The sequence below is a fragment of the Bacillus sp. FSL K6-1338 genome (assembly GCF_038006965.1).
GTDB classification, from domain to species: domain Bacteria; phylum Bacillota; class Bacilli; order Bacillales; family Bacillaceae_G; genus Bacillus_A; species Bacillus_A thuringiensis_S.
Map to the genome: position 1 here is coordinate 1,047,108 of NZ_JBBOWI010000001.1, position 26,451 is coordinate 1,073,558.

Genomic DNA, 26,451 nt, shown 5'->3' on the forward strand with positions numbered 1-26,451 from the left:
ATGGGTTATTTTTCTAACTATGTTGTATAACGACATATGTTGTTATACTATGTATATAAGGTGGTGGTATTGTTGGACAAAGAAATCTTGAAGGGAAGTATAGATATTTTATTACTTTCTATCATTGCAAAACGTGATACATACGGCTACGAAATAGCTCAAAGTTTAAAGGATGCAAGTGAAGATTTGTATAGTATGGGACAGGGAACTTTGTATCCTGCTTTAAAGCGATTAGAGAAAAAGGAGTTTCTTGAATCTTATTGGAATGAATCTGAGAATGGGATGAAAAGGAAATTCTATACTATTACAGATAAAGGGAAAAAAGAATTGCAGAAGAAAGTGAACTCTTGGGAGAGTGTAACAGCATTAATTCAAGCTTGTCAGAAAGGAGTTATTTATGAGTGAATTTGATGGGTATATTAAGTCTATTTTAGCCTATTCAGAACTTAGTGATATTGAACAGGATGAGTTATTTCTAGAAATGTATGATCACTTGAACAGCTTGAAAGAAGAATATATGGAACAAGGTATGAATGAAAAAGAAGCGATTTATAAAGCAATTCAAAGTTTTGGAGAATCAAAATTTATTGGCGTAGAGATTAATAAATCGGTATACGAAGTTCCTAGGCCATTAAAGGTATTATCAAAAATTTTATGTATTCCTTATATAATCATTTGTTTTATTGTCTTTTTAGGAACGTTTATTTCAACTTCTACATTTGACTCTGTTCGCAGTTTGACAGGTGGTGGGACTGTCTATCATCCCATTGAATTTTGGCAGCAATTTTTACATATATCTGATTTAGAAACGTTATTACAACTTTTTGGAATAACACTTTGGCAAGTTAAAGATTTTATTGCACATCCAGGTCCTTGGGGAAACTCAACTTATTGGTTAAGCGTTTTACAACATATAATATTAGTAGTTCCATTCGGATTTTTCGTTCCAGTGCTGATTAATAAAGTGACTAACTATAAGAAAGCTCGTAAGTGGTATGTTATGACCTTTCTTGTTTGGGAGATATTACATTTACTAACTTTGTCTGATGTTTTTGATGTGTGGCGGATTGCTATAAATATGCTCGGTGCGTCGGTAGGATATCTTTTATTTATAAGCATGATACAAATAGATAATAAATTCAGGATAATGCGCAAGAAGATATTTGAAAATTAGCTTGCTATTCTGTAGTTTAAATTATACAAATTTAGTTTGATGGTAATAGAGTATTGCTGAAAACATAGGTGCTATATAGTGAGAGGATTTTTTATATTCGTAATAGGTGTTGTTCGTTGTTTATTCATCCTGTTATGAAACGGGTACATAATCCGTCTTTTATTGGTGCTATAAATGATGAGAGCGGCACAGCTGAACTAGAAAAAGTCTAGAACAACAAGAACAGGCAGCTGCGTTAGCGTAAAATAGAGAACTACCTGAAGGGGAGCCCTTTAGGTGATTTTTTCTCTTGACTAAAAATAAATAAAATGTGTTACAATGATGATAGAGTATTTAGTGTGAATTTTGCATAAAATAAAAAAGACAGAAGCCTGAGAAACTTCTGCCTTTGTAACCTAACTTGCTATTGTGGTGGTAGTAGGTGCGGTTATAAGACAATTACATTAACGTTTTAGCCGAGAACCGCCCTTACCTTTTCCACGAAGCAGGGTGGTTCTCGCTTTTTTGTATACAGAAATTAGCCACGGACCGACGTATCTTCTACCGATGACAACGCCAGCTCCGGTTAGGATACCATACACTAATTTAATTACAAACATCGCGATCATTTTATCACCTCCCCCCTTTTTTCAAAATGGAAGAGATGATTACCACACCTACTAGTTATAGCTTATTAAGTTACATTTCCATTGTATTATGTTTTAAAATAGGGAACAAGACATATGGATAAAAATCCCTATCTTTAAGCAGAGCATAAGTATCAAGGGACAAGAAGCAAATAAATATACATAAAAAAACGGTATGGACATTACCATCCGTATTTTTTTATGTATTTATAAAACTTTTCCATACAGTGCGTCGTCTAATATATGGGAAGGAGGAAATGATGTGGATGAATTAACGATAGAAGCGTTTGAAATAGAAGATAAGGAGGACCTTATCGACGAAATAATGAACAAGTATGGACAAGAAGTCCTGCAGCTTGTGTATTCGTATGTGAATAATAAAGAGGTTGCGGAGGATTTAACGCAAGATATATTCGTGAAATGCTATAAATCTCTTCATACATATAAAGGGAATTCGAATTTGAAAACATGGTTATGGAGAATTGCAATCAATCAATGTAAGGACTATTTAAAAAGTTGGTATAACAAAAAAGTTATCATGACAGAGGATGACTTTACGTATATGGAGAGTCAAAAAGAAAGTGTGGAACAAACTGTCATTCAAAATGCGGAGGATCGTGAACTGGCTTCTGCAGTAATGAGTTTACCGATAAAATATCGAGAAGTGATTTATCTATTTTATTATGAGGAATTATCAATTAAAGAGATTGCTACAGTAATAGAAGTAAAGGAAAACACGATAAAAACGAGACTGAAAAAAGCGAAGGAGCTTTTGAAGGAAGGATTGGAGGAATAATCAAATGGAAGATCGATTAAAAGGCTTGCGAAAATCAATGGAGAACACAACGTTTAAACATTTGAGTTTTTCTGATCAACACCAGAAGCAGGTGCGCGAAAAAATTAAGCAATCGTCCGAAAAGGAGGAAGATATCCTTTTAGCAGTGTTACAACTTCTTATGAATGAAAAAACAGGTTATGAATTGATGCAGTTGCTAAGAGGGAGAGGGATACGAAAATTTGAAGGCAATGAAGGGTCTCTATACACTTTATTACATCGTTTAGAACAGAATCGCTTTATCCAATCTAGCTGGGATCACGCAGGAGCTAAATATTATCAATTAAATGATAAAGGAAACAAGATGCTGCGAAAGGCAGAGAAGAATGCTACGAAGGCACGATTTATATTAAAAGGATTAGTACAGGAGTGAGAAAAAATTGAATCAAAAAGGGGAGCGTTTTTTAAAAGAAGTTACGAATCATATTAAATCAAAAGAAGCGAAGGACTTAGTAGCAACGGAACTAGATTTTCACTTGAAACAGACGAAGAATATGTGGATAGAGAAAGGCTTAAGTGAGGAAGTTGCTGAAGATAAGGCTGTTGAACAAATGGGAAGTCCAATTAAGCTTGGCCAGGAACTTAATAAACTACATAAGCCAAAGGTTGATTGGTTCTTAATTGGTTTATTAGTGGCTGCGATGGGGCTAGGTTTTTTGCCAGTTATAGCGCTTGGACATGCTGACTTATTAATGAATAAGGTGATATTTGTAATTCTCGGTGTTACAACAGCGATTGGGATGATGCTATTTGATTATCGGAAGTTAGAGAGACTTGGGTGGCTGTTTTATACAATTGGTGTACTTATCTTGTTAATGATAAAATGTTTTCCGACTGCTTCTTTGAATGGAGAACCATTACTAAAAATTGGTTCCGTCATAATTGATTGTTTAATGACAATACCATTCTTTTTTCTAGGCTGGGCTTCTTTTTTCAATAACAGTAGATTAAAGTTTATACATCTTCTCATGTTGTATTTATTTTCTTTATATTTATTTCTAACTACATCAACTCTTTTACCACTGTTCATCTATATCACGATGGTATTTGTTATGCTTTGGTGGAGTAAGTTAGGAAAGAAAACGGCATGGCTCATTACGATTTTACCTATTGTACCATTGATTATTAGGGATCTACTTTCCTGGTCTGCTGTAAAAGAATACCGTATGGCCAGAATTTTAGGAATGTTAAATCCAGAGCATGAGCTATGGTATTTACGTTTAAAAGAGGCGATGTCTTCAGCAGGTTGGTTTGGTACATATGAAAATATAAAGTCTATCCGTGCTGCCCATACTGATTTTGTATTTGCAAGTTTGACTTACTATTATGGATATGTACTTGCGCTAGTTCTTGTCGTGATTCTTTCTCTTTTTGCAGTAAGAATAATGAACATAGCTTATAAAATAAATGATGGTTATGGTAAATTGCTTCTCGTTGGCGGAGTGACTCTTTTTGTAATCCATTTTATTTGTAATGTTGGCATGACCCTCGGGATATTACCACGTGTTTCTATATCATTACCATTTATTAGCTACGGATTGATACCAACTCTGTTTCATGCATTTATAATGGGAATTGTGTTAAGTGTATATCGACGTAAAGATATTCCTTTTAGAATGAGAAAAACACCTTGATAATCATCAAGGTGTTTTAGTTATTAGCTCAAAACTATACGAATCAGCCCCAAGCACAAAAGGACTAACCTCACCAACGCTATAAAGGTGCAACTCATGCATCGCGCGTGTGCAAGCAGTGTAGAACAATCTACGAACGCTCTCATCGCTGTACACATCTTTAGAAGCATTGTAAATGATAACAGCGTCAAATTCGATACCTTTCGCTAAGTAAGCAGGGATTACGACAATGCCTTGCTCATACTCGGCTGAGTTACTCTTCACGAGTTTAATATTATCGATATGATTAAGTGCTTCGTATGCAGCGGCGCTTTCAGCTGCGGATTTACATATAATTGCGATTGTATTGTGTTGCTCTTTTTGTAGTTCAGCAACTTTGGCAGTAATATGTTCGTGCAGTTCGCTCTCATTCGCTACTTTCGTCACTGTAGGTTTCTCGCCGTCACGTTCAAAGGCGTGAATGTTCTTGCCTTCCGGTACGAGAGCACGTGTAAATTCAATAATCGGTTTTGTTGAGCGATAGCTACGAGTTAAGTTAATACCGTTCGTTTCATCCGGTCCGTATAAGCTAGTAAGTGTATTGAAATTCACTGCTTCACTTGCATGGGCAAATATCGCTTGATTAAAGTCTCCGAGTACCGTCATTTTTGCGGCAGGGAAGAGACGTTTTAAAAACTCGAACTGGAACGGCGAATAATCTTGCGCTTCGTCTACGAGTACGTGTTTAATCGATCTATTCGTTTGGAAGCCTTCGATTAATTCTTTTAAAAGTAAAAATGGAGTCGCATCCTCGTAATATAGCTTTCCTTCATCAAGCATGTTTACCGTTAAAGAGCAAATGTCATCCCATTCTTTCGGTTTTTCTCCAGTAACCCACGATGCGTCTGTGAAGAGTTGTTTATAGATTCCTGTGAAATTGATGAAGCGCAGTGTTTGAACGCCTTTACGAAGTGGCTTCAATTTTTTACGGACAATCATACGTCCCAGGACTTTCGTTTCTTTCTCATAGTCATTAAAAGAGTTGTCGTCAAACTCGCCTTTTTTCTGTAAATATTTATAAGCCTTTTGGTATTCATCTTTACTAAGTAATTCAATTTCTTCTTCTACCCAAGGCTTTTTCAGTTCTGCTTTTTCGAGTGCATCTATTTGTTTATTTAGCCAATCCGTTAACTTTTCAATTCGACTATGGAAGCGGAGGGAGGAGTCAGTATTATAAAATTGCTCTGTAATCTCTTTTGCAGAGACGATCAGTTTTCCTCTAAATTTCATTCCTCTAAATAGCATGCCTGAAGATTCAAGAGATTGTCTGTACGCTCTAATCATCTCGAAAAATTGAGTGGATGCTTTAAATCGGATGCTCGCATTTCTCGTTTTATAGGTAGGGCTATTCGTTTCAGTTAACATATATTCCAATTGCTCATAAGGGTCTTCAACATCAAATGACTTACTTAGTCTATGGTTTAAATATTCTTGGAATGTTACTTGCTGCATATTTTCTTCACCGAGTTCAGGTAGTACGTTAGATACGTAGCTATTGAACATAGAGTTAGGGGAGAAGAGAATAATTTGATCCGCTTTTAGCCATTCGCGATATTTATATAGTAAGTAGGCGATTCGCTGAAGGGCAGCAGATGTTTTACCACTACCAGCAGCTCCTTGAACGATAAGGAGTCGGCCTTCATCGTGACGGATAATTTCATTTTGCTCACGCTGAATCGTAGCGACGATACTTTGCATATGTTTGTTCGTACCTTTTCCGAGTGCTTGTTGCAAGATTTCATCGCCAATTGTAAGGCTCGTATCGAACATGGAATCAATCTCGCCATTTTGAATAATGTATTGTAATTTTTTCTCCACATTACCGCGAATTACGCCGCCTGGTGTGTTGTACTCAGCTGGTCCTGGTGGGTAGTCGTAATAAACACTTGAAATTGGGGCGCGCCAGTCATAAATAAGAAAGTTTTCTCCGCTTGCATCAGTAAGGGTAGAAACACCGATATAGATTTGTTCTGTGGAAGGTTCGCCTTCTTCAGTGAAATCGATGCGTCCGAAGTAAGGTGCTTTTTGCATACGTCGCAGCGCGGCAAGTCGATTAAAGGTGTGTTTATGGGTGATTTGTGTAACAGCTAGTGATTGAGCTTGTTGTCTTAAGTCGATAACTGTTTCAAGGTAATCATCAAAAGTATCTGTATTCACTTTAACGTCATCCCAGAAGTGTTTACGGATGTTGATTACTTCTGCCCGGCGTCTGCCAGTTTCGTTTTCCAGCTTATCAATTTGCTGCGTAATAGTTTCGATTACGGTATCCAATCGTTTTTGCTCTAGATCAAGTTTTTTGTTCATACGTAAGCACTCCTTTAAAAGTGAAAAATAGAGGTTGACTGAAGAAAAATTTTGTTGTACAATTAAGATACGGATAAATACGTTCTTTATATTTTTTAAAACGTGTTTCTGTACTAATTTAACATAGTTTTTGAATTTAATCAATGATAATAAGATAAACCTTGGTTCCGTGTAGCGTGGATCAAGGTTTTTTTGTGTTTTTAAGAGGGAATCACACTTGTTGTCGTTTTTTGTCGGTAAGTCGATATATTTGAAAAATCGCCGATATAATTTCATTTACCGAATCTGGATATAACTATCGGGAGAAGAGGATATAAAAAAAGCTCGGGCCGAAGCCCAAGCTTTTTACTTCATTATTTCTTTTCTTCTTTTTTATCGTCAGCTTTTTGCTCTTTGAAAAGATCTTTTAAATCTTTATCGTCAACTTTTACGTCAGCTTTTTTGATTTCTTTCATCATTAAGTCATTCATAAATTGAGCATCTTGCGTTTTTTCTTGAGCTAGTGATTTTTTAATATCAGCTTTTGATTTATCGAAAGTTGCATCTGCGTGATTATCAGTTACTTTAATAATATGGTAACCGAATTGTGTTTTTACAGGTTCGCTTACTTCATCTTTTTTCAACTTTTGAGCTGCTTCTTCAAATTCTTTTACCATTTTCCCTGGTCCGAAGAATCCTAAGTCGCCACCTTTTTCTTTTGAACCTGTATCTTCAGAGTATTGCTTTGCTAATTCTTCGAAAGATTTACCTTGAGCAAGTTCATCTTTCACTTTTTTAGCAGTTTCTTCATCTTTTACAAGGATATGACTTGCTTTAATTTCTTTTTTATAATCCTCGAATTTTGCTTTTACATCTTTATCAGTAATCGATTGTTCAACCGCTTTTTCTTGAGCTAATTGAGCACGCACACTATTTTTGATAGTTTCTTCTTTAATACCTTGTTGTTTCATTAGTGTATCGAATTGATCACCGTATTGTTTTTTCATTTCATCGAACTTTTTGTCTACATCTTTGTCTTCAACTTTGTAGTTTTTAATAAGAACTTTTTCCATAACCATGTTGTTTAGTACTTGTTTACCAGCTTGTGTCTTCATTTGATCGTAGAATTCTTCTTTTGTAATGTCACCAGCTTTAGATGTAACGATTTTGTCTGATGATGATGTTCCACATGCTGATAATGCGATTACACTTGTTGCGGCTAAGGCAAGCATAGCTTTCTTCATTCGATAAACACTCCTACTATTATGTATTTTTAATTTATCCTACACCGATGAATTTTAAATTCATAAGAGCCCGATTAAGTCTCACTGATACTTTTGCTTTTTTGTATTGGTAAAGCGCGCTTAACAGGGCTTACCGTGGCTGAGGATAAAGTTTTGATGAATGTTTTGTTCTATAGTATAAGCAATATGTACAAAATTTAATATATCATATTTCGACGCGTTTTCATATTGATAAAGAAAAATTAACCAGTACGTGTCAGATTTTGAAAGTGTGCCATATTGGGCGTATGCCGCATATACAGAATAGAGGAGGGGATGGGGATGAATTCTCAACTTATTTTATTACTTGTACTGTTTATTTTATTGGTTATTGTAGGTATAATTTGCTTATAGAGGAAAAAAGTGAGGAAGGGGCTTTCCTTCCTCACTTTCCATGAAATATAATTTCTATATAACTAGAAATTAATAAAATTGTTATACATACATTAATAACCCGAAAGACACCGGGCTGGCGGCTCGCAGCTATTTGTTTTCGTTCACACAGTGTATGTGTCATGAAATTCGTGTAAAATATAACAAGAAGTGCGAATGCGACAAAAACAACTGTTATAAGTGTCATGAGGCGAGACCTCCTTTTGGCTAAAATACATATACATATATTGTATCACACGATATTTTGTTCGTGTTACAAAATTCAGAAATAGAAGACTTTGTGTTAGAAAGTGAGGGAGAAAATGGACGTTGTTAGAAGATTAGAACAAGCTGAATACTACGTAGACCTACTATTTAAAATGATTGATGAAGAGAAGTGTCCATTTTATTCTTTGATCATAAAGAAAAAAGCTCGTAAAAAAGATATTGAACGTATACTAAATCTTTGTGAAAAACTGAACGAGCAATATGTAGTGGAGAAAGCAGAAGGGCTTCTTTTGTTCGATGCGCTGTTAGATCAATTTGAAAAAGCGCTTCCACATCAGCTCGAAGTAAACGAAACTGCGGAAGCGCTAGCAAAACAAGGTTTATTTAAGCCGCTTATGAATGAATTCTTAAGCATGATTGCGAAAAAATAAATAGATTATTTCTTAACTAACTTTTGATCGGATTCTGTAAAGTTCTCTTCAATATCTTCTAATGATTTCTCAAAAATATCGATGAAGTCTTGTCCGTAAATATTACGCAGGATTGCAATCAGTTCGATATTTTCTGGGAACTTCCCATAAAAATTACGAAGTGCAAGAGCCCCATTAAACACTGAATTATTTTCAGGATCATACTCCTCCATTAAGCGAAGTAGTAATTCTTCCCCTTTGTCTGTAATTTCAATGTACGTATTTCGTTTATCATCTTCCTTTTTTGAGAATACAAGATAGCCGCGTTCTTCAAGCTTTTTAGAGAAGTTAAACGCCGTTGATACGTGCATAACTCCAAACTTAGCAATCTCAGAAATAGAAGCCCCTTTTAAATGATAAGCGATTGTTAAAATATGATGTTCATTAATATTTAAATCGTAAGGTTTAATCCACTGCTGCCAATCTTTCTCTACACATTTCCATAACGCTTTCGATAATTGAGCAATGCGTTGGCTGAAAATCATCGCTTCTTTTACCGAGTAATCTTTTTCTCCACTTTTCATGTACTCACCCACTTTAACATTCTTTTTTCATTACTATCTATTATGCCAGTAAAATAAAAATTAATAAAGTCTTTTTGTGAGAATTGTGAAAATTTTTTAACAAAATGACATTCTATACAAATCATGCATAACTATGGAAGCGTTTTATGAGTCGTGAATACATGCGTTGTCCTTACATGTTAATTGATAACATATATTGTAAATGCATAAAAACACGGCATATCTATACGATATGCCGTGTCAAGGTCAATTTATATAAAAAATATTTGTTATATGCAAAAAACTAAGCAGGAATTTGTTTACGCTTTTTCTGGAACAGCTTCTTGTAGTTTCTCAATTGACTTTTGGATGTCCAAAATTTCTTTCTCAATATGGCGCTTGTTTTGAGAAATATCTTGTTTCCAGTTAGAAAGCGTGTCTTGCATGTCATCTTTTAGTTCTTGAAACACTTCTTTACCTTCTGAAGCAGTTTCAACAATTTGACGCTTTAATAATTTCGTATCAGCTGTAATATCAGCTAAAGTCTTTTTAATATCATTTCCTTTTTCTTTTAACTTGCCGCGCATGTCTTTACCAGAAGAAGGAGTTGAGAAAAGAACGGCTAGTCCAGCAACTGCTCCCCCGCAAATAACACCTGTAATAAAGGATTTAGCTTTTGACATAAAAGGAGACCTCCTTATTTTTTGTTCGTATTCATGATGTAAAACAATATGCATATCTTTCTTATATGTGCTATGCACAAACAATCATCCCTGAGCATTTTAAGTGAAGAAACAAGCCATGCGGAATTTGATGACTTCAGGGAAGTGGCTTGTTATGTATTACGCCTTCTTATAGTGTCATTATTTCACACTATTTGCAATTGTACTTGCGATGTTTTGTAAATTTTCCATAGTGTATTCATTTTGGTGTGATTTCCAAACAGCACCGAAACCATCTTTTTCACCGTAGCGTGGAATTAAATGAAGGTGGAAGTGGAACACAGTTTGTCCAGCTTTTTCACCGTTATTGTTAAGTAGGTTAAAGCCAACTGGATTAAACTCTGCTTTAATCGCATTTGCGATTTTTGGAACGACAGAAAAAATGTGTGATGCGATTTCTGGCGTTAACGCAAAAATGTCTTGTTTGTGAACTTTCGGAATAACAAGAGTATGTCCTTTTGTTACTTGACTAATATCTAAAAATGCAAGCACATGTTCATCTTCGTATACTTTTGAGCAAGGGATTTGCCCGTCAATGATTTTACAAAAAATACAATTGTCTGCTGTATGATTCATTGATCTCATCCTTTCAAATATCCTTAGCCGTATTTTACCATAATTACATAAGAGAACAAACACGAAAAACAGGAAGCTGACTCAGCTTCCTGTTTTCTGAAGAGGGATTGAAAAAGCATTATCGTAATTTACGTTTCGCAGACACCTCATTTATTTAAGAAATGCACGGTAAATCGGCTAAAGTTTCTGCCGTAGACACCCCATTTTCAAGTGAAATGAATTGAAATCTTTCATAAAAGGAAATTGTTTATTTTTTAAAACAGTATATGCTCTTTCGGAGACACCCCGTTTCGAAAATGAAACAAATAATCTGGTTATGTGTAAATTTCATTGTCCAACATGGACACCCCATTTCATGATGACTTCACTATGTTGTTGTACTCATCAATTGGTGGTTGCTTTTTCAATGTGTTCCTTCTTCAATAATTATGATGTCCGCTTTCGGGAAAATATATGCTAATAAATTTAAATTTTTTTTTTGAGTACATGGATACTATGTAGTACAGCATAATTTTTGGTAAGATGAATATAGAATGAATACTAATGAAGAAAGTGGTGTCGTATGAGCGAGTTATTGCGTGTAGAAAATGTTACAGGAGGATATACGAAACGACCTGTATTAAAAGACGTTTCGTTCTCTGTTAATAAAGGCGAACTTGTCGGCTTAATCGGTTTAAATGGAGCTGGTAAAAGTACGACGATTAAACATATTATCGGTTTAATGGAACCGAAAAAAGGAACTGTCACAATTAATGGGAAAACAATTCGTGATGATATGACAGCGTACCGTTCTAGCTTTTCATTCATTCCAGAAACGCCGGTATTATATGATGAATTAACGTTAGAAGAGCATTTGAAATTAACAGCGATGGCGTACGGCGTCGATGAAAAACAATATGAAGAACGTGTAGGACAACTATTACATGAATTTCGAATGAAAAATCGTTTAAAATGGTTTCCATCTCATTTCTCAAAAGGGATGAAACAAAAAGTAATGATTATGAGCGCGTTTTTAGTTGAGCCATCTCTTTACATAGTAGACGAACCTTTCGTTGGATTAGATCCGTTAGCAATTCAATCTCTTCTTCAAATGATGGATCAAATGAAAAAGAGTGGAGCCGGTATTTTAATGAGCACACATATTTTAGCGACGGCAGAGCGTTATTGTGATTCGTTCATTATTCTGCATCAAGGTGAAGTAAGAGCGAAGGGAACATTAGCTGAACTGCAATCACAGTTTAATATGCCAGGTGCAACGTTAGATGATATTTACATCGCGCTAACAAAGGAAGAAGATTATGAATAGCACAGCGTTATGGAAAGAACGATTTCGTCACTTTCTAAAAGAAGTTCGTACATATAGTAAATACGTATTTAATGATCATTTGAAATTTATTTTCGTGTTCATCATCGGTGCGGGAGCGTATTATTACCAGCAATGGTTACAAACGTTAACATCTTCCTTTCCAACTGCGCTCGTAATGGCAGTATTAATTGGACTCGTGTTAACAGCTGGATCCATTCAAACGTTATTAAAAGAAGCGGATCTCGTTTACTTACTGCCAGTTGAAGAAAAGTTAAAACCTTACTTCACCAAGGCATTTCTTTTTACATTTATGATTCAGTTATACATAATCGCAATCGTAGCAGCTGCGCTTGCTCCGTTATACTTCCAACAAATGAAGCAAACCGGTGCTGGCTACATATGGATTGTCCTCGCATTTGTCATTGTAAAAGCGTGGAATTTATTCGTCGCGTGGGAAAAATCATTTTTAACAGATCAAAATATACAAAGAGTTGATTGGTTTATTCGTTTTATCTTAAACGGTTTATTTGTATATTTCCTTGTAGAACGTACTTCAGTTCTTGTTATTGGCGGAATCGTTCTGCTCATGGTGTTATATCTTGCTATCATGCATCAAATGGTAAAAGGAAAGCCGCTAAACTGGGAGTATTTAATTTCTGAAGAAGGTAAGAAAATGATGCTGCTGTACCGAATTGCAAATATGTTCGTTGATGTACCAGCATTAAAAGAAAGAGTATCTCGCCGAAAATGGCTGGATTTCATTCTGTCGATAATCGGCGAAAAGCGCACATATTTATACTTATATACGAGAACGTTTTTAAGATCAGGTAACTATTTTGGATTATATGTGCGTCTGCTCGCTCTTGGAGGAGTTATTCTTTACTTCATTCCATTTTTATACGGGCGATTTATCGTAAGTTTTATTTTCCTATACTTAATTGGCTATCAGCTATTAACTTTATGGAAACATCACCGCATGAAAATTTGGCTTGATTTGTATCCAGTAAAGGTAGATGAAAAGAAGAAAGATTTTCTTACTTTATTAAATGTGATTCTAATCATCGGGAGCGTAATCTTTACAGTTATATTTGCACTAGCAACGAAAGATTTCATGATGACAGGAATTTTACTTGTCGTAAGCATATTATTTAGTATCGGTTTCGTTTACCAATACGGTGCGAAGCGCATTGAACGTTTAAATTGAAGGGAATGAACCTATGATTACATATGAAGAAAAGGTTATAAAAGAACTGGAGCAGTGGAAAGCTACATTCATGAAAGATTCTTCTATGATGACACGGTTCTCAAAGAAAGTGCAGACGAAAGTACAACAGCTTATTCCGGCGAAAGTGCAAAAAGTCTTAACAGAAACGATTCGGATGATGGTGCAAACGATCAGCGCCGGATCAAACTTTATAAAGCCGAAGCTAAAAGAGACGACATGGTCACTGCAAAGACGTGATGACGAAGTGCGTAAAAAAATGGATGAGTACAAAAAAATAGCTGCGGCAGAAGGAGCAGGGACGGGGGCTGGTGGTATTTTACTCGGTCTTGCTGACTTTCCGCTTTTACTTACGATTAAAATTAAATTTTTATTCGATGCAGCAACGTTGTATGGATTTGATACAAGTAAACAAGAAGAGCGTCTTTTTATTCTTCACGTTTTCCAACTCGCCTTTTCAAGTGACAATCACAGAAAAGAAATATGGAAAGCAATTGAAACGTGGGATACAGAAAAAGAAAATCATATGGACTGGGAAAAGTTCCAAACAGAATACCGAGACTATATCGATTTAGCGAAAATGCTTCAGCTCGTACCAGTAATCGGTGCCCCGGTAGGCGCATATGCGAACTATCAATTGCTGCAAAGACTTGGAGAAGTGACAATGAATTGTTATCGTATGCGATTGCTAAATAGAAAGTAAAAAAAAGCATCCTAAATGTGTGATTTAGGATGCTTTTTTTAGAAGTTAATTTCGCTATAGCCAACTCCGACTACAATCAATATGATAAAGAGCACAATAATGGATGGAAATCCGCTTTTATTATCGTGACCAGCCTCATCGCCGCCTTTATCCCGCTGTTTATGAAGGCTGATTAAAGTTTCACTTTATCAAGAACTTCCTGTGTAAACTCTTATTAACTTGCAAATTATTCAGTTTCATTTTATAATTTATTTACCGACCGGTAAGTAAAAATAAGTGAGGTACAGTATGACAAAGAATTTACAAACATCGCAAAACATTGTCGAGGCATCATTTAAACTCATGGCAGAGCACGGCATTGAGAAGATGAGCCTTTCCATGATTGCGAAAGAGGTAGGTATTTCAAAACCGGCTATTTATTATCATTTTTCTTCTAAAGAAGCGTTAGTCGATTTTTTATTTGAAGAGATTTTTTCTGATTATCATTTTGCAAATTACTTCGATAAAGAGCAGTATACGAAAGAAAATTTTGCAGAAAAGCTAATCGCAGATGGTTTACATATGCTCTCTGAGTATGAAGGGCAAGAAGGAATACTACGCGTTATCAATGAATTTATCGTAACTGCATCGCGAAATGAAAAGTATCAGAAACGATTATTTGAAATACAAGAGGATTTCTTACATGGTTTCCACGATTTATTGAAGCAAGGCGCGAGACTGGGCGTTGTGTCACAACATGCAACGGAAGAAAACGCTCATACGCTAGCGCTTGTGATCGATAATATGAGCAATTATATGCTCATGGGATTTCAGTTAAAATATAAAGAAATTTGGATTCGAAATGTGAAAAGCGTCATGAAGGAGGAGTAAAAATGAAAATGCAAAAAAACTGGTGGCTCGGTTTTCTTGGATTCATTGGAGTTTATAAAATTCCAGGCATGATAGAGGCTTTTCAAGCAGATGGAAGTTGGATGAAGTTAATCGGTTTTATTTGGCTACTTTGGTTCGGATATTTTATTCCAGAGAGGAAAGAAGATTAAATTTTAATTTTCTGTAAAGTTATGTAAAATATAGATTAAGAGTATTCGTATATTAGATTACTAGATTTGGAGTGGTTACATGGATCCATTGAAAAATGAAATTAACCCTGACATGGTCAAAGTGTGGAAAATTCGTGCTGTAATTGAAGAAGGGATCGGTATACTCGTCATTTTAGCTTACCTTTTCCTCATGATAAAGTTTGATTGGTGGGCGTGGATTTTGTATGTGATGATTGGGCTAACAGTTGTGTTCGCGCCATTTTCGTACTTCTTATTCCCGAAACTACGTCAACGTTATTACAGCTACCAACTAAATGAAGAAGAACTTGAAATTCAGCATGGTCTTTTCGTCGTAAAGCGCGTATTAGTACCGATGATTCGTGTGCAGCACGTTACGATTGAACAAGGACCAATTATGAGAAAATACGGATTAGCAGAATTACACATTTCAACAGCAGCAACTTCTCACAGCATTCCAGGCTTAACGATGTATGAAGCAGAAATGTTGAAAACGAAAATCGCAGAATTAGCGAAAGTGAGTGATGAGGATGTATAAGAGGCAGCATCCAATCACGATGTTATTAGAATTGAAAATAACAGATTTTATACCACTCATTATTTTCATGTTTAGCTTAAACGGAAAATTCCCGTTTTGGTATTTAATTCCCGCAGCATTTGGTTTACTCACCGTTTTTTCAGCATTTGAAAAATGGTATTACACAACATATTGGGTTGAAAATAACGTATTACATGTGAAAAAAGGTCTCTTCGTGAAAAAGGAGAGCTACTTAAATAAAGAACGTGTTCAAACGATTAATACAAGTTCTAACGTACTATATCAAATGCTCGGTTTGAAAAAAATTCAGATTGAAACAGCTGGTGGGGGCGATGAAGCAGAAGTTAGCTTAGCTGGTATTACGGCAGAAGAAGCGGCGGAGCTTATTGCTTTGCTAAATGAGCCAACTCCAGAAGTGAAAGCAGAAGGAACGTTAGACGAAGCAACAGAAAATGTAGTAGAAAAAGCAATTGTTACAGAGGAAAAACAAACGACAGAATATAAATTAACTTGGAAAGAGATTTTATTAGCATCTGTTACATCTGGTCAATTTGGACTATTATTCTCTTTAATCTTTTTCGTTTATCACCAAGTAGATGAGTACATTCCGAAATGGATAGAGAATGGCGTAAAGTCGTATGTAATGGAACATGATATATATGGCTGGATTTTCATGGTAGCCATTTTACTCGTTCTTTCTTGGATTATATCTACAATCGGTTACGCGTTAAAACATGGCGATTTCACAGTGAATCGAAGAAATGACGAAGTTCGCATTTCACAAGGATTACTTGAGAAAAAAGAGCTCGTACTAAAATTGCATCGTATTCAAGGTATTACGATAAAAGAAAGTATTTTACGCCAACCATTCGGTTATTGTGCTGTGCAAGTAGAAGTCATTCAAAGTGAGGGAAAAGAAGAAAAAGTTACACTGCATCCTATCATTCGAAAAAATCGAGTGCAACAGTTACTCGCCCATTTACAATTACCATACGAACTGAATGCAAACATTATTGCATTACCAAAAGCAGCATTGCGCCGCTATCTCATTGATAGTTTTATCTTCTTCGCAATGCTAGCAATCCCGCTTCTTGGAATAAGTATATACTCTGAAAAGCACTTTATCATGTGGGCATTAATTCCGCTCGCAATCCTTATCTTTACACTTGGATACGCAACATTTAAAACAAATGGTTACAGTGTTAACGGAGAACAAATTACACTTGTCTATCGTAGCGTCGGAAAATACACAGGACTTATTAGAAGAAGACACGTCCAATCAATGGAGAAGACACAATCATATTTCCAGCGCCGCGCGGATTTATGTACGTATAAGTTTTCTAGTGCATCATCTAGTTATAAAATAGAGCATACGAGAGTAGAAGACGCGGAGAGAATGCAGGATTGGTATAAGAAGAGAATGAGGGAGGAATAATTTGAGAAAGCTTGCCTATTATGAAGGGCAGGCTTTTTTTGTTATAAGGAAATGAGTGGTCTAAGTGATAGAGCAGTACAACTACAGCACACATGTATTAATATGTATGAAAAAAGGTAATATTCTTCTATTTTAGAGGAATCTGTGGAATTTTTGATATAAATGGTATACTAAAATATAAATAGTATTAGGAGGTTATATATGATAAGTCAGTTGAAAAGAGAAGCACTTGATGCATTAAAAGGAAGATGGGGATTAGCGGTAGGGGCAACTTTATTAATTGGAATCCTTATTGGAGCTGTTGAAATGCTAACCACAGGTATTTTTTCGATATTTTGGGGTTGGGAAGAAGCAAGTGATTCACTCACAGTAAGTATTATTGTAATGCTTGTTATTGGTCCATTAACAATAGGTGCCTATTATCTTGTTTTAAATGCAATTCGTAGGACTGATGCTCGCATTGGTCATATATTTAGATGGTTTAGCGATGGAAGTAAGTTGATGAAGTCGTTTTTAACATATTTACTAATGTATGTATACTTGACTCTATGGACATTACTTCTTATTATTCCAGGTATTATTAAATCATTTTCTTATTCTATGACATATTTTATTTTGAATGATCATCCAGAATATACAGCGAATCAAGCGATTACTGAGAGTCGTCATATGATGAATGGACATAAAATGGATTACTTTTTACTATGCTTAAGTTTCTTAGGCTGGTTCATATTAAGTATTCTTACTATAGGAATCGGTTTCTTATGGTTAGTACCTTATTTCTACTCGACATCGGCAGCATTTTATGAAGAGATTTCAAAAGAATATTATAAAAAAGAGAGCACTACTTTCTAATAAAACATATAAACTATCTACCCTAAAGAATGTAGGGAGCAGATAGCAGATGGTTTAGGTGTTTTGATATTTGTCCTATTTTCGGGATTCACTTCAGGATAAGGTATAGATTTTTATATAGAAATGCTTCCCTCTATGTTTTATCATAGAGGGTTATTTTTTTATGTAAAAATGATAGGAAATAATGAATAATATATGTAAAGAAAAAAGCGAGGTGAATGAGAGTGAGCAAATTTTTAATACCGTATTCATTTTCTATATTAAGTTTCTTTATTTCAGCAACAGCACTTGATTTATATGATAGGATGGGAAACGATAGTGAGCTGGTTTCGCCGAACATAATTGGAAAGATAATTCAATCTACTGCGCAAATGGGAGTCCTTACATTGTATTTCGGAGTACCTATTATTTTAGGTGGCTGTCTACTTGGTGAGCTATTGTTTAGAGGTATCATTTTACGATTTAAACTAAGCTATATTATATCTTTATTATTATATCTATTTTTAGCTTTTAGTATTGTTTTCGTAACGGTAGGCATTCCAACTACATATGAAGATTCTAATACATTTTTCATAGGGATAACTATGATTTGTGCTGTTACATTCTTTGTGAGTCGGAATATATGGGAAAACAAGTTAATAATGGAGTGACAAAATGAAATACACCTGTCCATGTTGCGGATATAAAGTTTCACTTTATTGGATCAGTTAGAAAACCGACTAGTGAAGATGTGAAGGATGCTAGTTGGCCGCGAATTTGTTAAGTAAAATGTTATTACTCGATTCGATGGGAGTAATAACATTTTTTATTTAATGCTGAAAGAATTACTGCCGTCTTATAAAGTAATAAGAAGGACTACATCGGTAAATTTTATTGATGGATATATTAGGAATGAATACAAAAGTATAGATGTATAGTCGACTTTGTGTATTTAATGTTATCATATTGAATGATATGGAAATTTTTAATAGAATAAGTAACTAAAAATTCAAAGGTAATGAAGCTTTTGTTGTATAAAGAAAATACTTAGTAGTAATCAACAATATTAAAAATAAGATTCGTATTTATATAAATTTAGTAGAAATGGGGTTTTAAAAAGGAATGAGTATCAGCATAACGCGGCAAAAGATTTTGGCGGCCGCTTCTCAAATTGTGCAATGTAAAGGGGTTGCTAAATTAACCTTAGAAGCAGTGGCAAAAGAGGCGGGTGTAAGTAAAGGTGGATTATTGTATCACTTTGCAAATAAAGAAGCTTTAATAGAAGGTATGATAGTCAGAGGGATAGAGGATTATGAGGGCGCTATTTACAATAAAGTAGCGGAAGACTCAGAGAGGAAAGGGAGATGGGTTCGCTCTTTTGTAGAGGAAAGATTAAGTAATGAGAGAAGAACAGAAGAGTTGTCTAGTAGTATGATGGCAGCATTCATGTTAAAACCTGAATTACTTGAGCCATTACAACAATCATTTCAGCAACTGCAAAAGAATATAGAAAACGATGAGATAGATTCAGTTTGTGCAACAATTATTAGATTAGCAGCAGATGGATTATGGTATTCGGAATATTTAGGGGTTGGCAGACTAAGCCCCGAGTTAAGAGAAAAAGTGATTCAAGCTCTTATTGATAATTCATATAAATAGAATATACGAACTATATAATACGAAAACAATTCACCATTACTTATTTAATGTAGTGGTGAATTGTTTTTTTTATTAGAAAAATAGAACAATTTTATAGAGTATTGAATTATAACCGTCCAGATGGTATAGTAATATTTGGTTTAAGAGGAAAATGAAACAAAAAAAGAATAAAAGATATTTTTAGCACACTATTCGAAAGGATAGGCCGCAAAGCTTAGAGTCTACGGTAATACATATTGGTTACTAAGATCGTCTGGTTGCACATTTTTGATGCAACCGGACGGTCTTTTTTTGTTATATAAATATAAAAAAATAGGAGGGAACTATGCAAATGAAAAGTACTAAAAGGCATATTTCAATGGTTTCATTAGTTTTTCTAGTATTATTTTCAGTGCTGAATGTGTGGGCTCCAGTTATTCAAGCTGCTGTGATGAAAAGTCCAGTGGACGAAATTAATATTTCCCGTACTGATGGCACGACATCTGAACCGTATCAAGCCTCAGATGGTATGAAAGTAGAAGTGAAGTGGTCAGCTAAAGAAAAAATAAAAAGTGGAGATCAATTCACAATTGATATGCCAAAAGAGTTTCGAAAAGACCTTATGAATATGAGTTTTCCTTTAAAAGATGCTGAAGGAAAAACAGTTGGTACATGTGAGATGAAAAAGGGTCTATTAACGTGTACTATGGGTGATTACGTAGAAGGAAAGAATAACATTAAAGGCTCTTTATTCGTAGAATTCTACTTTGGTCTAGAAGCATATGATGGTGTTAAAGAAATTCCATTAGAATTTAACGTTGATGGTCAAATCGTCAATAAAGAAGTAAGTGTAAATAATACGACAGAGAGACCGAAGCCACAGCCCAATACGGAAAATTTATTGAAATGGGGTTCTTATAATCAAGAAGATCCTTCAATTGCTGATTGGCTTGTATACGTAAATGCAACTGGAACAGAAATGCAAGATCTTAAATTAACAGATACATTAGGACCTGGGCATGAGTTAATTACAGACAGCGTAGTATTAGAAGAGGCTGTATTTGAAGATGGTTATGCACCAACAAATATTAAGCCAGCAGATTTATCTAACATTAAAATAAATGCAACGAAGACTGGATTTACAATTGAGTTTCCAGACAGTTCAAAAGGTTATATTTTAAGATATAAAACAAAGGTTACAAATCCTGCTGCAAAGCCTCATAAAAATACTGTGAAATTAGAAGGTAAAAATATTAAAACTGAAGAAAAAGTAGGACAAGTATTTGTAAGTGGTGGAGGAGGATCCGGTTCAGGTGACAATAATCCACCTAGCATTGAAAAAAATATAGTTGATGAGAATGGCAAGCTTGTAGAGAATGAGCAGTTAACACAAATGGATCAAGTTATTCAATACCAAGTTGGTACACATATACCGAACGATCCTCCTAAATACACATCTATGGTAATTAGTGATGATTTAGAAGATGTTTTAGAAGTATTAGAGGCAAAAGTGTATGATCAAAATGGCCAAGATATTACTTCTAAAGGAACGTTAAATATAGATAAACAAAGAAGTGAAGTAACATTTACGTTTGGTGAGAGTTTTGACTATAAGTCATATGAAGACCAGATAATCAATCTCAGTATCAAGGCGAAAATAAAAAATAATGCAGACTTATCTTCTTACGTAGATAAGAAGATTCCTAATAAAGCGGAATTGCATTTTGATGATAAAACATTAACATCAAAAGAAGTAACTATTACGCCGCCTGAAGCTCCAAAAGATGGTACAGTACTGATTCATAAAACAGATTCTGAGAATCCGAATAAAGGGTTAAAAGGTGCCGAATTTGAAGTTCGAAATAGTGCAAATGAAGTTGTTGCAAAACTAAAAACGGACGAAAAAGGTTTTTCAGTACCTCAAACTTTAGCTCCTGGGACGTATAAAGTTTATGAAACAGTAGCACCAGAAGGATATCAAAAATTAACAAGCCCAGTAGAGGTTACACTTCAAGCTGGAGAAACAAAAACAATTGAAATTAAAAATACTATGCAAAAGGGTCAAATTGAAGTAAAGAAAATTGATTCGGAAAATGGTGAAAAACCATTGGAAAATGCAGAGTTTGATATAGTAAAAGACGGTGTAGTAGTCGAACATATTGTTACAGATAAAGATGGTAAGGCAATCTCTAAACCGTTAGCACCAGGAAAATATATTTTAAAAGAAACAAAAGCACCTGAAGGCTACCAATTAAAAGAAACAGAGTTGGAAGTAAATGTAACAGGGGACGGCATATTCCCAATACAAGTGGAAAATGCAATGGTAGACAAAGGGAATATAGAAATTACAAAAGTGGACAAAGAAAACGGGGCAGTATTAGCCGGTGTCGAATTTGAAGTCCAAGATGAGAAAGATGGCGTAGTAAGAAAAGTAGTAACAGATAAAGATGGAAAAGCAAACGTTTCAGATCTATCAGTAGGAAAGTACAAATTAGTAGAGACGAAAAGCTTACCAGGTTACAAAAATCTAGCAGAACCAGTACTATTTGAAATTACAAAAGGTATGACAAAAGCTTTATCAATAAAAGTAGAAAATGAGCAGTTAGACAAAGGCTCAGTAGAAATTACAAAAATAGATAAAGATAGTCAAAAAGTATTAGAAGGCGTAGTCTTCGAAGTGCAAGATGAGCAAGGAAAAGTAGTAACAGAAGTAAAAACAGATAAAGATGGTAAAGCAAAAATCTCAGATTTATCAGTAGGAAAGTACAAATTAGTAGAGACGAAAAGTTTACCTGGCTACAAAAAGCTAACAGAACCAGTATCATTCGAAATTACAAAAGGTATGACAACAGTCCTATCATTGAAAGTAGAAAATGAACAGTTAGATAAAGGTTCAGTAGAAATTACAAAAGTAGATAAAGACAACAAAAAAGCATTAAAAGGCGTAGTCTTTGAAGTGCAAGATGAAGCTGGAACAGTAGTAAAGGAAGTAAAAACAGATAAAGATGGTAAAGCAAAAATCTCAGATCTATCAGTAGGAAAGTACAAATTAGTAGAGAAAGAAAGTTTACCAGGCTATAAGAAACTAACAGATCCAGTATTATTTGAAATCAAAAAAGGCATGACTGAAGTTCTATCATTAAAAATAGAAAATGAAATGGTAGATACGGGAAATGTAGAGATAACAAAGATAGATAAAGATAATAAAGCACCGTTAGCGGGAGTAACATTCATCGTCCAAGATGAAAAGGGTAATGAAGTTACAAAAGTAACGACAGATAAAGATGGAAAAGCAAATGTTTCAGATTTACCTGTAGGAAAGTATGAATTAGTAGAGGTAGAAAGTTTACCTGGTTATAAAAAGCTAGAAAAACCAGTATCATTTGAAATCAAAAAAGGCATGACCGAGGTTCTATCATTAAAAGTAGAAAATGAAATGGTGGATACAGGGAATGTAGAGATAACAAAAATAGATAAAGATAGTAAAGCTCCATTAGAAAATGTTGTATTTGAAGTACGTGATTCAAAAGGAAAAGTAGTTACGAAAGTAACGACGGATAAAGAAGGAAAAGCAAACGTTTCAGATTTACCTATTGGGAAGTATGAGTTGGTGGAAGTAGAAACACCGGCAGGATACAAACCACTAGAAAAGCCAATTTCATTCGACATTGAAAAGGGTAGAGTAACAGCATTAAAGCTAACAGTAGAAAATGAATTAGTAGATACAGGAAATGTAGAAATTACAAAAGTAGATAAAGAAAATAAAGATGTTTTAGCTGATGCAGTCTTTGAAATTCAAGATGAAGCAGGACAAGTAGTCGCTAAAATAACGACAGATAAAAAAGGACAAGCACAAGTTACTAATTTATCAGTCGGCACATACAAGTTAGTAGAAGTAAAAGCACCAAAAGGATATAAACAATTAGTAGATTCGATTATTTTCCAAATTGAAAAAGGCATGACAAAATCTCTTGCTTTAACAGTAGAAAACGAAATATTAGACAAGGGAAATGTAGAAATTACAAAGGTAGATAAAGATAGTCAAAAATTATTAGAAGGCGTAGTCTTCGAAGTTCAAGACGACAAAGGCAAAGTAGTAACAGAAGTAACGACAGATAAAGAAGGAAAAGCAACAATTTCAGATTTATCAGTAGGAAAGTATAAATTAGTAGAAAAAGAAAGCTTACCAGGTTACAAAAAATTAACAGAACCAGTATTATTCGAAATCAAAAAAGGTATGACGAAAGTTTTATCATTGAAAGTAGAGAACGAACTGTTAGATAAAGGTTCAGTAGAGATTACAAAAGTAGACAAAGAAAGTGGCGCGTTATTAGAAGGCGTAACATTCGAAGTGCAAGATGAAAAAGGCAAAGTAGTAACGAAAGTAAAAACAGATAAAGATGGAAAAGCAACAATTTCAGATTTATCAGTAGGAAAATATAAGCTAGTAGAAGTAGAAAGCTTACCAGGATATAAAAAACTAGCGAAGCCAGTATCATTCGAAATCAAAAAAGGTATGATAGAAGTCTTATCATTAAAAGTAGAGAATGAACAGTTAGATAAAGGCTCAGTAGAAATTACAAAAGTGGACAAAGAAAGTGGCGCGTTATTAGAAGGCGTAACATTCGAAGTGCAAGATGAAAAAGGCAAAGTAGTAACGAAAGTAACAACAGATAAAGAAGGAAAAGCGAAAATTTCAAATCTATCTGTAGGAAATTACAAACTAGTAGAAGTAGAAAGCTTACCAGGCTACAAAAAGCTAACAGAGCCAGTATCATTGGAAATTAAAAAGGGTATGACAGAAGTCTTATCATTAAAAGTAGAGAATGAACTAGTAGATAAAGGTTCAGTAGAAATTACAAAAGTAGATAAAGATAGTAAAAAAGTATTAGAAGATGTAGTCTTCGAAGTGCAAGATGAAAAAGGCAAAGTAGTAACGGAAGTAAAAACAGATAAAAATGGTAAAGCAAAAATCTCAGACTTATCTGTAGGAAAGTACAAATTAGTAGAGAAAGAAAGCTTACCAGGTTACAAACAATTAACAGAACCAGTATCGTTTGAAATCAAAAAAGGAATGACAGAAGTTCTATCATTAAAAATAGAAAATGAAATGGTAGATACGGGAAATGTAGAAATTACAAAAATAGATAAAGATAATAAGGCACCGTTAGCAGGGGTAGTCTTTGAAGTTCAAGACGACAAAGGCAAGGTAGTAACGAAAGTAACGACAGATAAAGCTGGAAAAGCAACAGTTTCAGATTTATCAGTAGGAAAGTACAAGCTAGTAGAAGTAGATAGTTTACCAGGCTACAAAAAATTAGAAAAGCCTGTACCATTTGAAATTACAAAAGGTATGACAAAATCTTTAACGTTCACTGTAGAAAATGAAATGGTAGATACGGGGAATGTAGAAATCACAAAAATAGATAAAGACAGTAAAGCACCATTAGAAAATGTTGTATTTGAAGTACGTGACTCAAAAGGAAAAGTAGTTGCGAAAGTAACGACAGATAAAGAAGGAACAGCAACAGTTTCAGATTTATCTATTGGAAAGTATGAGTTAGTAGAAGTAGAAACACCGGTAGGATACAAACCACTAGAAAAGCCAGTTTCATTCGAAATTGAAAAAGGTAGAGTTACAGCATTACAATTGACTGTAGAAAATGAATTAGTGGATGTAGGAAATGTAGAAATTACAAAAGTAGATAAAGAAAATAAAGATGCTTTAGCTGATGCAGTATTTGAGATTCAAGATGCAGCAGGACAAGTAGTCGCTAAAATAACGACAGATAAAAAAGGACAAGCACAAGTCACTAATTTATCAGTTGGCACATACAAGTTAGTAGAAGTAAAAGCACCAAAAGGATATAAAAAATTAGTAGATCCAATTACTTTCCAAATTGAAAAGGGTATGACAAAATCTCTTGCTTTAACAGTAGAAAATGAAATGTTAGACAAGGGAAATGTAGAAGTAACAAAAGTAGATAAAGATAGCCAAAAAGCATTAGAAGCCGTAGTCTTCGAAGTACAAGATGAGCAAGGCAAAATAGTAACTGAAATAACGACAGATGAAGAAGGAAAAGCAAACGTTTCAGATCTATCAGTAGGAAAATATAAATTAGTAGAGACGAAGAGCTTACCAGGTTATAAGAAGTTAACGGAACCAGTATCATTCGAAATTAAAAAAGGTATGACGAAAGTCTTATCATTGAAAGTAGAGAATGAACAGTTAGACAAAGGTTCAGTGGAGATTACAAAAATGGCTGCTGAAAGCAAGGAAGTCTTATCAGGAGCTGTGTTTGAAGTTCATGATGAAGCGGGAAAAGTAGTAGTGAAAGTAACAACAGATAAAGATGGAAAGGCAAAAATCGCAGATTTATCTGTAGGTAACTACACACTAGTAGAAGTAGAAGCACCAAAAGGATATGAAAAATTAACTAATCCAATTCCATTTGAAATTACAAATGGAATGATAAATGCAGTTCAATTAGAAGTATTAAACAAATTGAATCATTTAGCACCACCAGTTCCAGAAACACCAGATCCAGAAAAGCCTGGAACACCAGATCCAGAGAAACCTGGAACACCAGATCCAGAGAAACCTGGAACACCGAATCCAGAAAAACCTGGAACACCAGGTCCAGAAAAACCTGGAACACCGGGTCCAGAAAAACCGGAAAAAGAATTACCAAAGACAGGGCAGAAAATGCCTGTGGAACCATATATGGGAGCACTTCTTGTAATGATGAGTTTTGGATTACTCGTATTAGGTAGAAAACAGCAGAGATAATAAAAGTGAAAAGGTATCCTCAAAGTATTTGAGGATACCTTTTTTAACATAAAAAAAGGCATCTAGCAAAAGAACTAGATGCAAATAAAAACACTTGGGAAGACAAAATTCTTCCCGTTTCCCGTATGTAATTATATCAAAAAAATTATAAAAAACTAGTTATATTTAAAATATAATTTTAA

General features: G+C 34.7%; 25 protein-coding genes and 1 riboswitch. Of the genes, 17 read left to right on the top strand and 8 right to left on the bottom strand.

The window, feature by feature from the left end:
* Positions 1 to 72: 72 nt before the first annotated feature.
* Positions 73 to 405 carry a PadR family transcriptional regulator gene (locus NZ044_RS05545; protein WP_000356630.1) on the top strand — a complete coding sequence of 111 codons (333 nt, stop codon included), beginning with the start codon at positions 73 to 75 and terminating at the stop codon, positions 403 to 405.
* Positions 398 to 1,174 carry a VanZ family protein gene (locus tag NZ044_RS05550; RefSeq protein WP_063675073.1) on the top strand — a complete coding sequence of 259 codons (777 nt, stop codon included), beginning with the start codon at positions 398 to 400 and terminating at the stop codon, positions 1,172 to 1,174. Before NZ044_RS05545 ends, NZ044_RS05550 begins: the two co-directional genes overlap by 8 nt.
* Before the next feature lie 443 nt (positions 1,175 to 1,617).
* Here the strand turns inward: NZ044_RS05550 and NZ044_RS05555 are convergent, their stop codons facing one another.
* Positions 1,618 to 1,782: a hypothetical protein gene (locus NZ044_RS05555; RefSeq protein ID WP_000561154.1), complete on the bottom strand. Its 165-nt coding sequence runs from the start codon at positions 1,780 to 1,782 to the stop codon at positions 1,618 to 1,620.
* Between the two features lie 280 nt (positions 1,783 to 2,062).
* Here NZ044_RS05555 and NZ044_RS05560 point away from each other — a divergent pair, with 280 nt between their 5' ends.
* The 3 genes from NZ044_RS05560 to NZ044_RS05570 are packed head-to-tail and all read left to right on the top strand — an operon-like array spanning position 2,063 to position 4,269.
* Positions 2,063 to 2,596, top strand: coding sequence for a sigma-70 family RNA polymerase sigma factor (locus tag NZ044_RS05560; RefSeq protein WP_000343999.1), 534 nt, complete (start codon positions 2,063 to 2,065; stop codon positions 2,594 to 2,596).
* 4 nt (positions 2,597 to 2,600) lie between these two features.
* Positions 2,601 to 3,008, top strand: coding sequence for a PadR family transcriptional regulator (locus tag NZ044_RS05565; protein WP_118961627.1), 408 nt, complete (start codon positions 2,601 to 2,603; stop codon positions 3,006 to 3,008).
* Between the two features lie 7 nt (positions 3,009 to 3,015).
* Positions 3,016 to 4,269, top strand: coding sequence for an FtsW/RodA/SpoVE family cell cycle protein (locus NZ044_RS05570; RefSeq protein WP_098505989.1), 1,254 nt, complete (start codon positions 3,016 to 3,018; stop codon positions 4,267 to 4,269).
* 6 nt (positions 4,270 to 4,275) lie between these two features.
* Here the strand turns inward: NZ044_RS05570 and helD are convergent, their stop codons facing one another.
* The 3 genes from helD to NZ044_RS05590 all read right to left on the bottom strand — a co-directional run bounded on the left by helD (position 4,276) and on the right by NZ044_RS05590 (position 8,454).
* Complete coding sequence (gene helD / locus NZ044_RS05575) at positions 4,276 to 6,612, bottom strand: RNA polymerase recycling motor HelD (protein WP_098505992.1); 2,337 nt, start codon at positions 6,610 to 6,612, stop codon at positions 4,276 to 4,278.
* 353 nt (positions 6,613 to 6,965) lie between these two features.
* Positions 6,966 to 7,835, bottom strand: coding sequence for a peptidylprolyl isomerase PrsA (prsA, locus tag NZ044_RS05580; protein WP_000710062.1), 870 nt, complete (start codon positions 7,833 to 7,835; stop codon positions 6,966 to 6,968).
* 424 nt (positions 7,836 to 8,259) lie between these two features.
* Positions 8,260 to 8,454: a hypothetical protein gene (locus NZ044_RS05590; protein WP_000172690.1), complete on the bottom strand. Its 195-nt coding sequence runs from the start codon at positions 8,452 to 8,454 to the stop codon at positions 8,260 to 8,262.
* A gap of 115 nt (positions 8,455 to 8,569) precedes the next feature.
* Here NZ044_RS05590 and NZ044_RS05595 point away from each other — a divergent pair, with 115 nt between their 5' ends.
* Entirely contained in the window at positions 8,570 to 8,905 is a 336-nt protein-coding gene (locus tag NZ044_RS05595) for a DUF1878 family protein (protein ID WP_000383656.1), read from the top strand.
* Positions 8,906 to 8,910: 5 nt separating this feature from the next.
* Here NZ044_RS05595 and NZ044_RS05600 read toward each other — a convergent pair whose 3' ends face one another.
* From NZ044_RS05600 to NZ044_RS05610, 3 genes are all read right to left on the bottom strand, one after another.
* Positions 8,911 to 9,468, bottom strand: coding sequence for an HTH-type transcriptional regulator Hpr (locus tag NZ044_RS05600; protein WP_000834924.1), 558 nt, complete (start codon positions 9,466 to 9,468; stop codon positions 8,911 to 8,913).
* 299 nt (positions 9,469 to 9,767) lie between these two features.
* Positions 9,768 to 10,130, bottom strand: a complete 363-nt coding sequence (locus NZ044_RS05605; protein WP_000030302.1) for a YtxH domain-containing protein — start codon at positions 10,128 to 10,130, stop codon at positions 9,768 to 9,770.
* A gap of 180 nt (positions 10,131 to 10,310) precedes the next feature.
* Complete coding sequence (locus tag NZ044_RS05610; protein ID WP_001016835.1) at positions 10,311 to 10,745, bottom strand: HIT family protein; 435 nt, start codon at positions 10,743 to 10,745, stop codon at positions 10,311 to 10,313.
* A gap of 562 nt (positions 10,746 to 11,307) precedes the next feature.
* Between NZ044_RS05610 and ecsA the strand changes: the two genes are divergently transcribed.
* Genes ecsA through ecsC form a run of 3 tightly spaced genes read left to right on the top strand, consistent with a single transcriptional unit; the run spans position 11,308 to position 13,976 of the window.
* Positions 11,308 to 12,051 (top strand): ABC transporter ATP-binding protein EcsA, encoded by a 744-nt coding sequence (gene ecsA, locus NZ044_RS05615; protein ID WP_001292597.1) that lies wholly within the window; start codon positions 11,308 to 11,310, stop codon positions 12,049 to 12,051.
* The gene (gene ecsB, locus NZ044_RS05620) at positions 12,044 to 13,255 is read left to right on the top strand and encodes an ABC transporter permease EcsB (protein ID WP_001089123.1); all 1,212 of its coding nucleotides are present in this window, start codon (positions 12,044 to 12,046) and stop codon (positions 13,253 to 13,255) included. Before ecsA ends, ecsB begins: the two co-directional genes overlap by 8 nt.
* A gap of 13 nt (positions 13,256 to 13,268) precedes the next feature.
* Entirely contained in the window at positions 13,269 to 13,976 is a 708-nt protein-coding gene (gene ecsC, locus NZ044_RS05625) for an ecs operon protein EcsC (RefSeq protein WP_000634144.1), read from the top strand.
* Positions 13,977 to 14,014: 38 nt separating this feature from the next.
* Here ecsC and NZ044_RS05630 read toward each other — a convergent pair whose 3' ends face one another.
* The gene (locus tag NZ044_RS05630) at positions 14,015 to 14,149 is read right to left on the bottom strand and encodes a YjcZ family sporulation protein (protein WP_102981857.1); all 135 of its coding nucleotides are present in this window, start codon (positions 14,147 to 14,149) and stop codon (positions 14,015 to 14,017) included.
* Between the two features lie 115 nt (positions 14,150 to 14,264).
* On the opposite strand from NZ044_RS05630, the gene NZ044_RS05635 reads away from it, so the two are divergent.
* The 8 genes from NZ044_RS05635 to NZ044_RS05670 all read left to right on the top strand — a co-directional run bounded on the left by NZ044_RS05635 (position 14,265) and on the right by NZ044_RS05670 (position 26,269).
* The gene (locus NZ044_RS05635) at positions 14,265 to 14,846 is read left to right on the top strand and encodes a TetR/AcrR family transcriptional regulator (protein WP_000164836.1); all 582 of its coding nucleotides are present in this window, start codon (positions 14,265 to 14,267) and stop codon (positions 14,844 to 14,846) included.
* A 2-nt stretch (positions 14,847 to 14,848) separates the two neighbouring features.
* Positions 14,849 to 15,016, top strand: a complete 168-nt coding sequence (locus tag NZ044_RS05640; RefSeq protein ID WP_000783816.1) for a hypothetical protein — start codon at positions 14,849 to 14,851, stop codon at positions 15,014 to 15,016.
* A gap of 79 nt (positions 15,017 to 15,095) precedes the next feature.
* Entirely contained in the window at positions 15,096 to 15,572 is a 477-nt protein-coding gene (locus NZ044_RS05645; RefSeq protein WP_000371368.1) for a PH domain-containing protein, read from the top strand.
* Entirely contained in the window at positions 15,565 to 17,007 is a 1,443-nt protein-coding gene (locus NZ044_RS05650; RefSeq protein WP_000278212.1) for a PH domain-containing protein, read from the top strand. Before NZ044_RS05645 ends, NZ044_RS05650 begins: the two co-directional genes overlap by 8 nt.
* Before the next feature lie 201 nt (positions 17,008 to 17,208).
* On the top strand, positions 17,209 to 17,862 hold the full coding sequence (locus NZ044_RS05655; RefSeq protein ID WP_000625404.1) for a DUF975 family protein: 654 nt from the start codon (positions 17,209 to 17,211) through the stop codon (positions 17,860 to 17,862).
* Positions 17,863 to 18,086: 224 nt separating this feature from the next.
* On the top strand, positions 18,087 to 18,512 hold the full coding sequence (locus NZ044_RS05660) for a hypothetical protein (RefSeq protein WP_002083032.1): 426 nt from the start codon (positions 18,087 to 18,089) through the stop codon (positions 18,510 to 18,512).
* 451 nt (positions 18,513 to 18,963) lie between these two features.
* Positions 18,964 to 19,500, top strand: a complete 537-nt coding sequence (locus NZ044_RS05665; RefSeq protein ID WP_000028014.1) for a TetR/AcrR family transcriptional regulator — start codon at positions 18,964 to 18,966, stop codon at positions 19,498 to 19,500.
* A 172-nt stretch (positions 19,501 to 19,672) separates the two neighbouring features.
* Positions 19,673 to 19,765, top strand: a riboswitch (cyclic di-GMP riboswitch).
* Positions 19,766 to 19,825: 60 nt separating this feature from the next.
* Positions 19,826 to 26,269: a SpaA isopeptide-forming pilin-related protein gene (locus NZ044_RS05670; protein ID WP_340949613.1), complete on the top strand. Its 6,444-nt coding sequence runs from the start codon at positions 19,826 to 19,828 to the stop codon at positions 26,267 to 26,269.
* Positions 26,270 to 26,451: the final 182 nt, after the last annotated feature.

Coding starts and splice junctions, on each gene's coding strand:
- NZ044_RS05590 (WP_000172690.1), bottom strand. CDS start 8,454: ATGACACTTATAACAGTTGTTTTTGTCGCATTCGCACTTCTTGTTATA.
- ecsC (WP_000634144.1), top strand. CDS start 13,269: ATGATTACATATGAAGAAAAGGTTATAAAAGAACTGGAGCAGTGGAAA.
- NZ044_RS05655 (WP_000625404.1), top strand. CDS start 17,209: ATGATAAGTCAGTTGAAAAGAGAAGCACTTGATGCATTAAAAGGAAGA.
- helD (WP_098505992.1), bottom strand. CDS start 6,612: ATGAACAAAAAACTTGATCTAGAGCAAAAACGATTGGATACCGTAATC.
- ecsA (WP_001292597.1), top strand. CDS start 11,308: ATGAGCGAGTTATTGCGTGTAGAAAATGTTACAGGAGGATATACGAAA.
- prsA (WP_000710062.1), bottom strand. CDS start 7,835: ATGAAGAAAGCTATGCTTGCCTTAGCCGCAACAAGTGTAATCGCATTA.
- NZ044_RS05650 (WP_000278212.1), top strand. CDS start 15,565: ATGTATAAGAGGCAGCATCCAATCACGATGTTATTAGAATTGAAAATA.
- NZ044_RS05635 (WP_000164836.1), top strand. CDS start 14,265: ATGACAAAGAATTTACAAACATCGCAAAACATTGTCGAGGCATCATTT.
- NZ044_RS05670 (WP_340949613.1), top strand. CDS start 19,826: ATGCAAATGAAAAGTACTAAAAGGCATATTTCAATGGTTTCATTAGTT.
- NZ044_RS05550 (WP_063675073.1), top strand. CDS start 398: ATGAGTGAATTTGATGGGTATATTAAGTCTATTTTAGCCTATTCAGAA.
- ecsB (WP_001089123.1), top strand. CDS start 12,044: ATGAATAGCACAGCGTTATGGAAAGAACGATTTCGTCACTTTCTAAAA.
- NZ044_RS05565 (WP_118961627.1), top strand. CDS start 2,601: ATGGAAGATCGATTAAAAGGCTTGCGAAAATCAATGGAGAACACAACG.
- NZ044_RS05610 (WP_001016835.1), bottom strand. CDS start 10,745: ATGAATCATACAGCAGACAATTGTATTTTTTGTAAAATCATTGACGGG.
- NZ044_RS05555 (WP_000561154.1), bottom strand. CDS start 1,782: ATGATCGCGATGTTTGTAATTAAATTAGTGTATGGTATCCTAACCGGA.
- NZ044_RS05640 (WP_000783816.1), top strand. CDS start 14,849: ATGAAAATGCAAAAAAACTGGTGGCTCGGTTTTCTTGGATTCATTGGA.
- NZ044_RS05600 (WP_000834924.1), bottom strand. CDS start 9,468: ATGAAAAGTGGAGAAAAAGATTACTCGGTAAAAGAAGCGATGATTTTC.
- NZ044_RS05605 (WP_000030302.1), bottom strand. CDS start 10,130: ATGTCAAAAGCTAAATCCTTTATTACAGGTGTTATTTGCGGGGGAGCA.
- NZ044_RS05645 (WP_000371368.1), top strand. CDS start 15,096: ATGGATCCATTGAAAAATGAAATTAACCCTGACATGGTCAAAGTGTGG.
- NZ044_RS05665 (WP_000028014.1), top strand. CDS start 18,964: ATGAGTATCAGCATAACGCGGCAAAAGATTTTGGCGGCCGCTTCTCAA.
- NZ044_RS05595 (WP_000383656.1), top strand. CDS start 8,570: ATGGACGTTGTTAGAAGATTAGAACAAGCTGAATACTACGTAGACCTA.